The organism is uncultured Nostoc sp., assembly GCF_964245575.1.
Lineage (GTDB): Bacteria > Cyanobacteriota > Cyanobacteriia > Cyanobacteriales > Nostocaceae > Nostoc.
Genome location: NZ_CAXTNP010000244.1, coordinates 1 through 12,318 on the forward strand (window position 1 = coordinate 1; position 12,318 = coordinate 12,318).

The 12,318-nt window shown below is 41.7% G+C and carries 19 protein-coding genes and 1 pseudogene; 3 read left to right on the plus strand and 17 right to left on the minus strand.

Translation table 11 applies throughout. The annotated features are described in order from the left end of the window. A pseudogene (locus tag ACFFAP_RS29090) lies at positions 1–377 on the plus strand (calcium-binding protein); the annotation flags it as partial. Between the two features lie 224 nt (positions 378–601). Here ACFFAP_RS29090 and ACFFAP_RS29095 read toward each other — a convergent pair. The 14 genes from ACFFAP_RS29095 to ACFFAP_RS29160 all read right to left on the minus strand — a co-directional run bounded on the left by ACFFAP_RS29095 (position 602) and on the right by ACFFAP_RS29160 (position 8,998). After that, positions 602–1,450 carry a hypothetical protein gene (locus tag ACFFAP_RS29095; protein WP_375514488.1) on the minus strand — a complete coding sequence of 283 codons (849 nt, stop codon included), beginning with the start codon at positions 1,448–1,450 and terminating at the stop codon, positions 602–604. After that, positions 1,393–2,679: a DUF3854 domain-containing protein gene (locus tag ACFFAP_RS29100; RefSeq protein ID WP_375514489.1), complete on the minus strand. Its 1,287-nt coding sequence runs from the start codon at positions 2,677–2,679 to the stop codon at positions 1,393–1,395. The genes ACFFAP_RS29095 and ACFFAP_RS29100 overlap by 58 nt, the downstream gene beginning before the upstream one ends. A 138-nt stretch (positions 2,680–2,817) precedes the next feature. Continuing rightward, on the minus strand, positions 2,818–3,366 hold the full coding sequence (locus ACFFAP_RS29105; RefSeq protein ID WP_375514490.1) for a hypothetical protein: 549 nt from the start codon (positions 3,364–3,366) through the stop codon (positions 2,818–2,820). Between the two features lie 66 nt (positions 3,367–3,432). Beyond that, positions 3,433–4,032, minus strand: a complete 600-nt coding sequence (locus ACFFAP_RS29110; RefSeq protein ID WP_375514491.1) for an alpha-ketoglutarate-dependent dioxygenase AlkB — start codon at positions 4,030–4,032, stop codon at positions 3,433–3,435. Between the two features lie 45 nt (positions 4,033–4,077). Continuing rightward, a complete protein-coding gene (locus ACFFAP_RS29115; protein ID WP_375514492.1) occupies positions 4,078–4,419 on the minus strand; it encodes a hypothetical protein in 342 nt (113 codons plus the stop codon). Between the two features lie 136 nt (positions 4,420–4,555). Then, positions 4,556–5,041 (minus strand): hypothetical protein, encoded by a 486-nt coding sequence (locus ACFFAP_RS29120; protein ID WP_375514493.1) that lies wholly within the window; start codon positions 5,039–5,041, stop codon positions 4,556–4,558. 26 nt (positions 5,042–5,067) lie between these two features. Further along, a complete protein-coding gene (locus ACFFAP_RS29125; RefSeq protein WP_375514494.1) occupies positions 5,068–5,526 on the minus strand; it encodes a DUF1392 domain-containing protein in 459 nt (152 codons plus the stop codon). Then, positions 5,523–5,921 carry a helix-turn-helix domain-containing protein gene (locus ACFFAP_RS29130; RefSeq protein ID WP_375514495.1) on the minus strand — a complete coding sequence of 133 codons (399 nt, stop codon included), beginning with the start codon at positions 5,919–5,921 and terminating at the stop codon, positions 5,523–5,525. The genes ACFFAP_RS29125 and ACFFAP_RS29130 overlap by 4 nt, the downstream gene beginning before the upstream one ends. Before the next feature lie 17 nt (positions 5,922–5,938). After that, positions 5,939–6,148: a hypothetical protein gene (locus ACFFAP_RS29135; protein WP_375514496.1), complete on the minus strand. Its 210-nt coding sequence runs from the start codon at positions 6,146–6,148 to the stop codon at positions 5,939–5,941. Between the two features lie 66 nt (positions 6,149–6,214). Beyond that, on the minus strand, positions 6,215–7,069 hold the full coding sequence (locus ACFFAP_RS29140) for a hypothetical protein (RefSeq protein ID WP_375514497.1): 855 nt from the start codon (positions 7,067–7,069) through the stop codon (positions 6,215–6,217). A 126-nt stretch (positions 7,070–7,195) separates the two neighbouring features. After that, the gene (locus tag ACFFAP_RS29145) at positions 7,196–7,585 is read right to left on the minus strand and encodes a hypothetical protein (RefSeq protein WP_375514498.1); all 390 of its coding nucleotides are present in this window, start codon (positions 7,583–7,585) and stop codon (positions 7,196–7,198) included. 24 nt (positions 7,586–7,609) lie between these two features. After that, positions 7,610–7,810, minus strand: a complete 201-nt coding sequence (locus ACFFAP_RS29150; RefSeq protein ID WP_375514499.1) for a hypothetical protein — start codon at positions 7,808–7,810, stop codon at positions 7,610–7,612. Then, the gene (locus tag ACFFAP_RS29155) at positions 7,803–8,129 is read right to left on the minus strand and encodes a hypothetical protein (RefSeq protein ID WP_375514500.1); all 327 of its coding nucleotides are present in this window, start codon (positions 8,127–8,129) and stop codon (positions 7,803–7,805) included. Before ACFFAP_RS29155 ends, ACFFAP_RS29150 begins: the two co-directional genes overlap by 8 nt. An 86-nt stretch (positions 8,130–8,215) precedes the next feature. Continuing rightward, a complete protein-coding gene (locus tag ACFFAP_RS29160) occupies positions 8,216–8,998 on the minus strand; it encodes a hypothetical protein (protein ID WP_375514501.1) in 783 nt (260 codons plus the stop codon). Positions 8,999–9,202: 204 nt separating this feature from the next. Between ACFFAP_RS29160 and ACFFAP_RS29165 the strand changes: the two genes are divergently transcribed. Then, positions 9,203–9,415 (plus strand): helix-turn-helix domain-containing protein, encoded by a 213-nt coding sequence (locus ACFFAP_RS29165; protein WP_375514502.1) that lies wholly within the window; start codon positions 9,203–9,205, stop codon positions 9,413–9,415. A 104-nt stretch (positions 9,416–9,519) separates the two neighbouring features. Further along, the gene (locus tag ACFFAP_RS29170) at positions 9,520–9,777 is read left to right on the plus strand and encodes a helix-turn-helix domain-containing protein (protein ID WP_375514503.1); all 258 of its coding nucleotides are present in this window, start codon (positions 9,520–9,522) and stop codon (positions 9,775–9,777) included. 696 nt (positions 9,778–10,473) lie between these two features. Here ACFFAP_RS29170 and ACFFAP_RS29175 read toward each other — a convergent pair. The 3 genes from ACFFAP_RS29175 to ACFFAP_RS29185 form a co-directional block, all read right to left on the minus strand. Next, entirely contained in the window at positions 10,474–10,629 is a 156-nt protein-coding gene (locus tag ACFFAP_RS29175; protein WP_375514504.1) for a hypothetical protein, read from the minus strand. 134 nt (positions 10,630–10,763) lie between these two features. Beyond that, positions 10,764–11,393 (minus strand): hypothetical protein, encoded by a 630-nt coding sequence (locus ACFFAP_RS29180; protein ID WP_375514505.1) that lies wholly within the window; start codon positions 11,391–11,393, stop codon positions 10,764–10,766. Positions 11,394–11,429: 36 nt separating this feature from the next. Continuing rightward, the gene (locus ACFFAP_RS29185) at positions 11,430–12,251 is read right to left on the minus strand and encodes a hypothetical protein (RefSeq protein ID WP_375514506.1); all 822 of its coding nucleotides are present in this window, start codon (positions 12,249–12,251) and stop codon (positions 11,430–11,432) included. Positions 12,252–12,318 lie beyond the last annotated feature (67 nt).

The following is a 12,318-nucleotide window of genomic DNA, read 5'->3' on the forward strand; positions in this document are numbered from 1 at the left end:
ATGGTGGTGATGGCAATGATATCCTTACAGGTGGCAAAGGTAATGATAGCCTAACTGGAGGATCTGGTACTGATACCTTTGCTTTCAATAGTTACAATGAAGGTGTAGATAGACTTGATGACTTCAACGCCACTAATGAACTGATTCAGGTATCAGTTACTGGTTTTGGTGGCGGGTTATCAATTGGTTCACTTGCCACAGGTAGGTTTACTCTCGGAACATCTGCAACCACCAGCGAAGAGCGTTTTATCTACAACAGCACTACAAGTGCATTGTACTTTGATCTTGATGGTAGTGCATCTGGCTTTAGTCAGGTAAAATTTGCACAACTATCTTCTGGATTGTCACTAACTAACAACAATTTTGTGGTAGTTTAATCGGAATTAGCGCTCTGTTGTCGCTAATCGTTAAGGTTTGCGAGGTGCTGTTTAAAGCACTTCGCATCTATTTTGCTCCCGATGCAAATTATAAATGGATAAGCGATCGCCACAATTGACATTCATTGAGTTCATGCCTGTGGGGGGCTATTGAGTGTAGCTTCCGCTATTGCGCTTGTTCCTATTCTCTGTAATTAATAAGCATGAGCTTTGTGAGAAATGACCTACACTGCCACCACCCAATCGCACACCACAGACTTACAGCCCGAAGCAAAGTTAACCCAAACCTGCCACTGCCCCAGGCATCCGTTCCAGTAAGGTTCACCATCAGCAACGCCAACAGCCTCGCCAACTTGGGAGACTAGGTGTTGGTAGAACTTGCCAACGCTGTCGAGTCCAAGGCGCATTTTCAGCTTCAGCCCCTTCCAGCCGTGGGTAGCAGGACTTTCAACCTGATTTAATGTTTGGGGAATGTCATGTGATATTGTGCCAGCAATGAGTGTTTGTAACTCTATATTATTAGTGCCTGACACCAAATCAGACACAACATTTTGAGCGCTAGCTAACACTGATGCTGATGCTTCATCTCGATTTAACCACTGGCGGAAAATCGAATCACGCTCATCATCAACAGGTACAAACCGATAAACGCACTCCCGATTTTCACGCTTACCCAACCGAGCAACGTAATCCAACTTCAAATCAATTTTGGCAAGTAATTTTTGTGCGATCGCAATCGGGGTCAGTTTTTCAGAAATGGAAACATTCAGATAATTCTTGATAACGTGCCGATGCGTTACAGCCAGTGCCTTAAACTCCACCATCTTCTCATCACTTTCCCGCAACTGAACGTCTGGTGTAAGAAACTGCAACAGCTGAAGATTTTCCAGTAACAACACAGCAGGTAACATCTGCCCCTTGTTAAAATCGGGTTTCCAAACCGAATTCTCCCCCAATTCTAACTGCGCTTTTGCTCTTTTGGCATCACGATTGGTCAGAAATTCTCGCCCCAGCGTCAAATAGTAGTGCATCCGCAGTTGAGGATACCAGCCGTCGTCATCTTTCTCGACCAACTCAGGCGTAACTTCAACTTCGTAGCGACGGGATAATTCGGCTTTACGCTGCTGGTGTCATTCGGTTTTTGTTTTCGCCCGTTTGTCTTGCAGTTTCTTGAGTTCAGCGCCAGAGAGTTCATCAGAATCCGCGATCGCTTTACACTCCGCAGCATACAATTCAACAGATGCTGCTTTAACCGACTCGATAACTGCCCCACTCTCATCATCCGATGCATCCGAGGCATCGATAATGGTGTAACCATCCTCGACCAAACCCGCAAGCACAGATTCTCGATATGTCCGAGGAATCTTTGGTTGAGTGCGATTGACGGCGGGTAAGTCAACAAGGTAAACAGCTTAATCTCCCATAACTCTAAAGCAACAGCCGTATTGTAGAGTGCGTCAAATGCTGGCTGCCCTTTGGCAACGATAAAATCATCAACCCCTTTCTCTTGCCCAAAAGGTAAATCAATCACTCGCAGCGAACAGCCTTCATTTACCAGCAGCCGACCCATGCGACTGATAGCGGTTCTCACCCGTTGGACTGTTTCAGGTTTATTGTCCTGGTCAAAGCAAATGTTAACCTGTCTGCCTTGTGTTGCAAAATGTTTCAAGTCTGGGATGAGGTATGGTTTGCCATTAGCTGTACCGTACTCCTGAAGGGGTGTGCGGTATCCAGCATTGACACCGGGGATAGCGATCGCAGCATAACCAGCAGTCAGTAAGCAAGCAGCTTTTTTGACTCCTTCGACAATTGTCACTGGCACATTATGCCGCCAAACCCAATGCCAGAAGCCGCCAGGATGCTGTAGGTCTTCTTCAGTAATGGGGATGCCGCTACGATTGGAGACTTTCACCCAGATGCGATTCGGGACTAATAGGAAGAAGGCGCGTGTCTCTTCTCTGAATGGGTGTTCATACTTAATGAACTTGTGGATTTTCTGGCGATCTCTTCGAGGGTGGTCGGGTTTAAAGCAACCCCACATCATTAGGGTGTATTGGTTGAGGGGGTCAACGCCACTGCACCACCAGCCGCCAAGTTCAATGTGCTGGTATTTCTTCAAATCGCGATCGCGTAATCGTCCATCGTTGCGACGGGAGATTTTGGGACTGTAGAGCAGATATTCGTAGGATAAAGTTCCAGACAGCGATCGCGCATTCAAGTGAAATATTTCTTCGTCAACGCAACTGTTGAGCCATTCTTGTAAGTGTTTTGCTTGAGAATCGGTTTCATTTATACGAAGCATGACCGTATTTCCTCTCTTTTTTGACGCATGGAAGTGAAGCGGCACTTGAGTCTGTGCCGCCGTTAAAGCTTTTAAGCAGATGAAAGATTAAAGAGCCAGTTAGAGTAAAAGTTTTGTTAGCCTTTACTCTTCAATTTTTCAAAGACAAAATAAGTAATATGGGTCAGACTCACTGGCCGGCATTGCAACAACCGGAATCAAAATATTGTCAGGTTGAAAACAAAAGTATTGCAGGGCATTTTTCATCAAAACACCTACCATCTTCCCGAATATTCTCGTGAAAACTTGCGTTTCCAGACAATTGAGATTATCTGTAGTTTCTGGAGCGTAAACGATACTGATATCGCAGGTTTTTGGATTGTTAATTTGACTAATCCAACCACGTTGTTGTATTCGTGGAGTGATTGAAGCCATAATCTGGAGTTGATATTCCAGAAATATTGCCCTTGCAAAATTCTGAGAAGGTGATATAGGAATACTGACGTATTGATGTTTCATCAATGTTGTGCCTTTTGGCTTAAAATAGGCAAATCTTTCTGACCAAGGCTGAATTAAATCTTGTTTGGAGATGATTGCAATGTCAGTTTGTTTGTTGACAAAATCATCAAAAATCTGAGCGAATTCATCAGGAAGTTGAGTTGTTCCGTAGTTTGGATCTAATTGACGACGGCGCTTTGCTTCTCCCATGATTTGACTCCTTTTGAATTACTGAAAATCAATCGAATTGCTATAAAGGCGAATAAGGGGAAGGCGTTATCTGGCCCCTCCGGTGTGTGGTCGAAATGTCAGATTAATACGTGTGCTAACGACTTTGTTGGTCTTGGGAACTTGATGAAGGTGAGTTGATTGACAACCTCTTTGCATGATCAACAAACTCCCGTGTTCCAACCAGAAGTCAGTAGGTTTGCCATTTCTCGGTTTGATTTGGAATTTGCGACATGACCCCAAGCTGATTGATGCAATCGCAGGATTGAATCCCATTGATGGTTCATTGTCGGAATGCCAGCCGATAGAATCAGTCCCTGTGCGGTACTGGTTGCCAATGACAATGCGGAACTTGTAGCCAGTCAACGCAGTGATTCTGTCCCGTAAGTTAGCCAAATTGTCTGTCCAAATCAGGGGTTTTAAAAATACGCTGTTGGAGTAAAGGTAATCACATCCGGCATCACCATAAATGCACTCAAGGCGCGGGACGGGAAGAGTTTTACCCAACATTCTGATTTGATTTTGCTGCCACTCCAGTTTCAAGCAGTGTTGGTAAAGTTTATTGGCTTGTTCAAGACTTAAGAAATCGGGGTAGTAGGTGACTGGTAAAACTGGGGTTGATTCAGCAAATAAATTGAGTTGTTGCATGGTACTTTTCTCCAATTCAAGAAAGTATTCTGAAGACAATTGCTGTTAGTTTTGACCAGTAGAGAAAACCTCAATTAATACACTTTCTGGATACAAACCAACTTTTCCAAAACGTGGATCATGAATGCGTTCTATTTCTATGCCTTGTTTCCGACACAATGCGCTTGCCTTTCGACCTTTAGTACCGGCTTCTTTTACAGATATTTCTAAACCTTGAAGGTTAGCGAATCCAACAACACTATATTTATGGCCGCATGGTGTATTTACTCTATCTTGTTCAACTTCAACCGCTTTGAGTCTCGCCAAGATTTGAGCTTGTTGCTGTTGTTGCTCCAGTAAATATTGTTCTTGCTGTGCCATCTGTTGTGCGATCCAGGGCAAACGCATCTAAATTACTCTTGATCACAACGAAGGTTAAGAACCAACGAAAAAATCAGGATTTCGCGCTTGATTATTTTTTAAGCCCCAAAGCGATCGCCGAAAACTTTCGCAATAAGCAAGAGTTAATGACATTGATTTCGGTCTATTGAGAATAGACTTTGCTTATTGACATGATGCGGCCGCCCTGTTGTGCGATCGCAGCGAGTAACTGTATTTGGGTCATCGCAGTTTCGCTATTAGAAGTGGGTTTACTCCAGCCCAATTTGTCCTGAATCCATGCTCGAATGCCGATGGTGTTGAATGAACGGCATACCAGTCTGGCTTGCTTGGTGCAATATCTACCAGCTTCGTAAGCGTAGTACTCTAGGATGATTGCGATCGCAGTGTCGGGAATACCACTGCTTCTCCAGTCAGTTAGATTCGCGGCATCAAAGCTTTGCTGCATAAGCATTTGAGCCAGTTTAGAGGGTTCCAGGTTCGCGCTCTCTAATGCTTTCCCGATAGCTTTATCACTAACCCCAGCAAGTCTTGCAGTTGCCCGAAGGCTAGCTTTCGCTTGACCATTAGCGTCAACTTCAATCTCTTGTTTTATCTGTTCGATGATTTCGACGATTTCAATTTGTGACATAACTTTAGTTGTGTGATTAGAAAGAATTAAACATTTACCCGCACTAAACTTTTTTCACCAACTAATGAGAAACGATTCGATATAATTGGTATCTTAATTAACGTTGGTGACATCAATTCAATAAGGTAAAACCAAGAATTATGCACCAGCGCTATCCCCAAAATCAGCCGTTGCTTTGTTCCTTTATCGTGAGAACAGAGGATCACTCTTTCACCCAGAACAAAAGCAGGTTTTTTCAGACTGATGGCTTCTAATTCTCCAGTCCCGATGATTTGGTTTTGTGTAGCGTGGAGTATTTCTTTTCCACAATCAATTGAATAAATCCAACATTCGTGTTTCCATTGCATACCGCAGCAGTAACCAAATGTTCTTGTGGTTCGTAGGTAAACTCTCTCCAGTAAATTAACTGCAACAGGTGGAATTGTTTTGCCCCAAGGTGGAGAAAGATACCAGCTTGTTTGAAGTGCGTTAATATGGTCAATCATGCTTTTCTCCCTAATAGGTAATTAATCGCTTCAACATCAAGAGCGGCAATGCGTTTTTTAATTGATTGTGGCGGGTTGTCAAAAAACTGTTTGAGATGCCATTTCCGAATTTGGTAATGTCTGGCAGAGCGTCTTGTAGCTTTGAGCCATCCTCGTTTTACCCACCTTGTGACAGTTGAGAAATTCAATTGAAGAACTTGAGCAATTTCTTTACAAGAATAGTTATCAAGAGTGGGACGGGCTGAATAACCTAAGCTATTTAACTTCAGATAAATTGCAATTGGTGTGCGTTGATATCCTCGCCTTTTTAGGATTGAAGCTATTTGCTTGATTGTATAGACTTCAGCTTTCGCCTCAATAATTGTGAGTTCTTCATCAGTCCATTTGATACTCATAATCTCACCTCCCATATTTATGCAGATTTAGCATCAGAATATTCTTTGATTATTCGAGCATTGATAGATTCAAAATCCACTTGAAAGATGTTCATATCTGTGACCATTTTCCCACTGTTGTAGCGGTCTACTATGTGCTGTTTAATTGCCGATTGATTAAGCCCATCAGGGATATCGATGTGAGCTTCACTGATGATTTTTTCAACAACTGTAACGATGATTCTCATGGTTTAATTCCTATTTGATTAATTGAGGATTCAGAAGTGAAATTATTCTGAATCCTGTATGCTGATTTACACTGCTCCAGTCTTTACTGCTTGCAACTGTTGCATCCATGCGTTGATTGCTGTTAACTCATCAGCACCGCTAGCAACAGCATCAACAACAAGATGTTGATAAGAAGATTCAGCATGATTGGGATATTCACACTTGCCTGCTGCCCAAGCCAAACATATGGTTTTGATTAGTTCATTAATCTGCTTAATATCAAGTAAACTTGGGCGGTCAACATCCTGAAATTGCAACCACTCTTTGACTAAATCAAGTGGATAGTCAAGCAAAGTGCGAATGTTTTTAACTCGCAAGTCTTGAGTTGGTACTGGTTGAGGGACTACGCTGAGTTTTGCTGGAGCTACCGAGGTTTCTGCTATAGATGGGATAGTTGAGGATGTGCCACCTAAGCGGGATTGAATATTACGAATGATGGTTGCCCAATCAGCATTTTTGTTCCATTCTCTTTCAACTCTGCTTTTAGTTACTGCATCATAAAGATTACAGAAAACGGTATTTTGTTCACCAGCAGTAGCAGCAATAATCAGTGGCTTAGTAGAAAAATCCTGTACACCTGATGCAGCCAAGAGAAAGCTTTTGGTGAAGTTTGTTTCAACACCACTTCTTATGACATAAACTTCATCAGCACTCACTACAATATCGAGCTTCAGATTGTCCTTGCCTTTGAACTCTTTAGTCGTCAATCGCAGTTCTGACAGATACCCAATTAACGCCCTTTGGGGAACTGGGATGGTTTTATCCCTGTCAATATCGTAGTGATACCACAGGTAAGATTCTCCACCTAACTCGGCATTTTTGACATATAAATAAATGGGTTCGGGAGGGTTACACAAACCTAGTTTTATTTCAGCAGTCATGTTTCACCTCGATTAAAGTTTCATTGATTAGTGTTTCGTGTGCAATAATGGGAATTCTGTAGCGGGAGAAGAACTTCCGTGCGTTCACCTAAAGTAATGGCATTCCTTTAGGTGAACGCTTTTGTACTAATTAGAAGGTTCTTGATTCTGCTCTAGCTCCCATTGCAGATAAGTCAGTGCAGTGCTAGCATCAGCAATGTTTAAATCAGGGGTGTATCCCAAGTCCAACAGTTGTTTGTAGTCTGGGTGCGTAGCAATTTCAGATATCAGGGTTTGGGCTTGTTCAACTAATTGGTGGAGGTTGGGATTAGACATTTCTATGCCAAGCTGCGAACATAAATCTTCCGCTTTTACCCCCATAATTCCTGGCTCAATTTCCGTCTCTAACTCTTCAAGTAGTGATTGAAAATTTGGGTGTTCATCGTTAATTTCAATCTCAAATAAATCTGCACTCTTTGTAACGGTAGTTGCCCAATCTGGTAATGTCTGTGGAATGTTCTTAGCGTAAAGTTTCATAATTTGTTCCTCTTCAATTAAGAGTTAAAAATCCTCGGCAATCTCCAACAAAAAGCCGCGTCCCGTGTTCTGCACTTGCACCAGTTCTTTATCTAGCAGGGTTTGGATGACTGAATCAGAGAATTGGAATTGCAAACGATGCAGAGGAACACAACCACCGCAAAGTCGAATCGAACGCAGCAAATGATTAGCCCTACGGTCAAAGTTGTCTGTAGAATTAACCATTGGTGCTACCTCCAGTGATGGCTAATAACTGTTGTTGTAAAATCACTATTTGACTTTGATAAAAGTCAATTTCAGCAGTGATTTGGTGGAATAATTCTTCTGGTGTAAGCGGTTGGATTTGATTTTCCTGAAAGTGGAATAGTTCATCAGAGTTTTTGTGAGGCATCAGCGCATAACGCCAACCATCACCGAATTGTTCAGCTAATTCAGTACCACTTGGGTAGTAATAAAACCCCAGAATGATGCCGTCTTGTGTACGCTGTTCCAAAGCAAAGCGAGGGTAGCCCCAGTGTTGGGGGATTGAGATTGTGGGTTGCATAAATGATTTATGATTGTTGAAAATGTGGTGAAAGGCGATCGCTGTTGGTCGTTTTTGTCGAGCGATCGCTCTTGCAAGAGCGAGAATTACGCCGTTACCAACTCCCGACTTTCTGCAACTGGCGCATACTCCCGTAACAGTTCCCAGTCAGCTGCTTCTGCATGGGGTACGGTGTCCACCATCGACAGCGATCGCACTGCATCAAATACTGAGTCAGAATACTGTTGCTGGCCTGAACAACCCCTCTTCACCCACCAATTACCGTTGGTGCATCCCACTTCGCCCAGCTTTACATCGTTGTGGTAAATGCCATCATTGAGAATTTCAAAGCCGTAATTCTGGCACTCGTTGAAAATATGCGCCATGATTCGGTTTTCAGTCGTGTGGGGTATCTTTGTTTGGGTGGGTAGTGGTTCGTTGAGCGTGCCATCCTTGTGATGCCAAGTTATGAAGCGATGGCATCTAGCCCAAGTGTTAGCGCGGAATTTCTCTACACCCTCCACCATAACTACCCAAGGCTGGGTGAGGTCATCGTCGTGGCTGATGCTGGCTATGAGTTCCTCGCCGCAGTAAATTTCGTGATCGTAAAAGGATATTTCTCTTGTTGTCAGTGGTTCGGGTGCAATTGCTTGGGCTTGGTCTGCGATAAACTGGTTTAGCTCTGTTTGGGCTGTGGTTTGCTCGTTGGGGGCAGCGGGGGCGATTTTCTGAGCCTGGGTGGATTGATAATCTGCGATCGCGCTAATCCATGCATCCTTACAACGCTTGTCGCTTACTTCGACTGTGCAGCCGATTTCGCTGTAGATTTGCTTGAGACGGGCTATAGATTTCAGGTGCAGCTGTTGTTGGCTGTAGATATTGTGAGTCATAATTGGTAAAGTTCTGTTATGGAACGGAAAGCGCTTCAGATTGGTAGTCGGGCGCTTTCTCTATTTTTATTATCTAATCGTTTCGGTTAGTTGTCAAACGTATCGAATAGAATATTGACATAACGGTTAGTAAAAGCTAATCTAGGTTTAGATTCCATGCGTTAAAGGGTAATTTTAAAGATGCAGTGCAGCGCATTATTCCCAATGACGATTAAGTGGAACCTAGCCTATCTCATGCTTGAACGTGATATTAAAACTGGAGAACTGGCAGAAATTACAGGACTTCATCCAAACACAATTTCTAAGCTAAAGGCATACCGTGATATGCCCAAAAGGCTGGATAGGGAAACACTTAATCAACTTTGTAAAGCACTCAACTGTAGTCCAGGCGATTTATTGAAATACGAGCCAGATTAAATGCACCAAGCCAACCAACTCCTTAGCCACATTTGAAAATTGACTAAGGTTATGCCATTGTCACAGTTATTGAAGGGGCAAATATAAGAAGGTGTAAGTTAGATATGGCGACACCGATAGAAGAATCAATGCCAATCAAGTGGCGCTTGGCTGTATTAATGGCTGATAGAGAAATTGACTATAAAAAGCTTGCGCAGATAACAGGTTTGCATCCCGTAACCGTAAGCAAGCACAAAAATATTCGGGTGATGCCAGAGAGGCTAGACAGAGACACACTAGAGAAATACTGCAAAGCTCTTAACTGCCAACCTGGAGACTTGTTAACTTATGTACCGGATGAACCAAAAGAGCAAACATCGTAGCGTATTGCCTTTGACAAGCATCTACTAGCTGACAAGTCAAAAGTGTTCTTTCCTCTAAAAAGCTTTATTTATCTCTCCTAAAGCGAGGTTTCTAAACTCGACTAAAAGATGACAGACCCACAAGTTTTACAGATAGCAATTAACGGAGCCGCTAATGCACACACTGGGTTGCATTAAGCCATTCATGAGTTGAGGCATGGTTCGGTAAATGAAGCGAAACAATTACTGGCACGGCAGATAGCGGTGTTGGCGAATGTGTTGATGCTGCTGTAGGGCTACAGGGATGTTTGGGGATTTAGGAGGGGAGTGTGTTAGCCTCAACGCCTTATGAAATCACAGGTTTAGTCAGATCGTGGAGCGATCGCGCATATTCTAGAGTCTATATGTGATTAACACCTCACGGCATCGCAGGTTTAGTCAGACATCATCAGGGGGCGGAGGACTAGGGGGAGGCCATTCGTGAGAGGTTAAGACAAAATCATTTTTGTCAATTAGTAACTCTGCTGAAAATTTGCTAAGAAAGAGAGTATGAAATAAAGCTTTATACTGAATTTTGATGCAAGAACGAATGATCCTTTTAAATATGACGCGATCACTAACCCAAAAATTCTGTTGATTAGCCCCATTTTTACCAGATTTTTTAGTACTATTGCTTATTGACAAAAGCTCTATAACCTTAACCTCTCACCGATGCTTCTAGAGTTTGCTGGAGGCTTTCAATTTTTTCAGTTCGCGTTTATCTTGTTGGGGAAGCGATCGCGTCAGATAATGGACGTAGGGACAAAAGTTAAAACGTCTCATTACCTTGTGCAATCGCCAGATGTTGAGCGATCGCACGCACATTAATATCATTTGGAATATTGGCTGTGTCTAATGAAACCCTGTAGAAACGTTTCTACAATGTGTTCAATTTAGATACAAAACGCTATAGTTTTGATTCCTGAAAGTGATTTCAGATTGAAATTCAGACATTTGTTTATCCCAATTTATTGGGGGCATTGAGGATAAAGATTACGGATTTGGCTTACAGATGGTATTATAAAACCAACTTCCTGCATTAAAGTATTATTTGTATTCAATTGATCACAATAGTAATTTATAATCCTAACTGGTTGGTCTTGGACTGTGCTTGTTACACCAATAAAATTGGCATTTATTCCTCTACCGCTCCACGAACAAGTTGGTAAAAAAGGAATACTGACACTTGAATCATTACAAAGATCCGAAATCACAACCCAGCCAGGTAGCGGTATAAACCGATTTTCCCTTAATATAGAAAAACCTTTTGCATAGCAGTAATCACGTATCTTACAATATTCTATTTCAATTTGTGAGTTGTCTACGCCGATCTTTTGTATAATCTCTTGACCTGGATATTCTCTTTCTCTGTTATACAGCCTAAATTCTGTTTCCTTTTTTACACGGGCTGGAAACGCAAAACTACTATTTGCTACACTTAAAATAGATAGAATAACAATTGAAGACACAAAACGAGAACAAATTTTTTGCTGTTTTTTTGACTGAAAGGTTTTTAATAAATTTATTTTATCTCTACCCTGATTGATTTTAGATTCTTGGTTTGACGTTTGCAGATAATTATTATTGCGAGTTTCCATTTGTTTTTACTCCTTTTGACAAATTAAAGTCCTTATTTAAAAGAATTGATTGAGGCTCTGGATAATATGTCTCAATACAGCTTCTTTAATATTTGAGAGACTTGTCGATTCTCTTATGGCGATATTCTGGTAAAGAATATCAACGGCTTTCTGAATAAAAGCTTCAGCTTCTTGAATATAAGTTTCAAAGCGTTGAGCTTGTTCAGTAGGGATAGTTGTTAATATATTGTTAATATGTGAATTTTGGGAATCTAGTTCCTCCTTTTGTTTGTTATATAAACTTGTTATAAGTTCTTCCAAATTAGGAAAATATGCTTCATTCCTGGCGGAAACTAACTGCTCGGAAATTTTTTCCCAATATCGATATGTCCAACCAAAAATGCGTGTAGTTTCTTGCAGTATTTCCAGGGATAACTCTTGCTCAACCTTCTCAGAAGCCCAGATCCAGTACCCTAAGTGCTCTAAAAACTGAATCAATCCGTTTTTTAGTCCAAAAATGGTAAATGCTTCCCCAAAGTAACCAAGCCAAGCCACGACTTTTGCCAATTCTCTCAGTACATCTATCTGCTTCAAGTTGTTTTCGTCTTCAATAGCGTATGCAACTTTTTTTGCTGTACTAAATTTCATCTCTTCAGCTATGTCTATTACTAAGTGACCCAAATTACTTTCTAAGCCAGCCAAATTACTTCGCATAAAAACTCTAGATTCTATGGCAGTTTCAGCAATTTCTTGCACTTCAGTAGAGTTTCTAGCCTGATCTATCTCTTCTAAAAACTTAGTCTTTGTTAGAGTTCTATCTTTAGCGTACTTGTTGGCACGTTTTATAATTTCTCCTGGAAGTCCCTTAACTTCATCCATTTGCTGTTTTACTTTAGGGACTTCCAAGGAATAAATTACTCAACAAAAATCATAAGCTTACATTTAA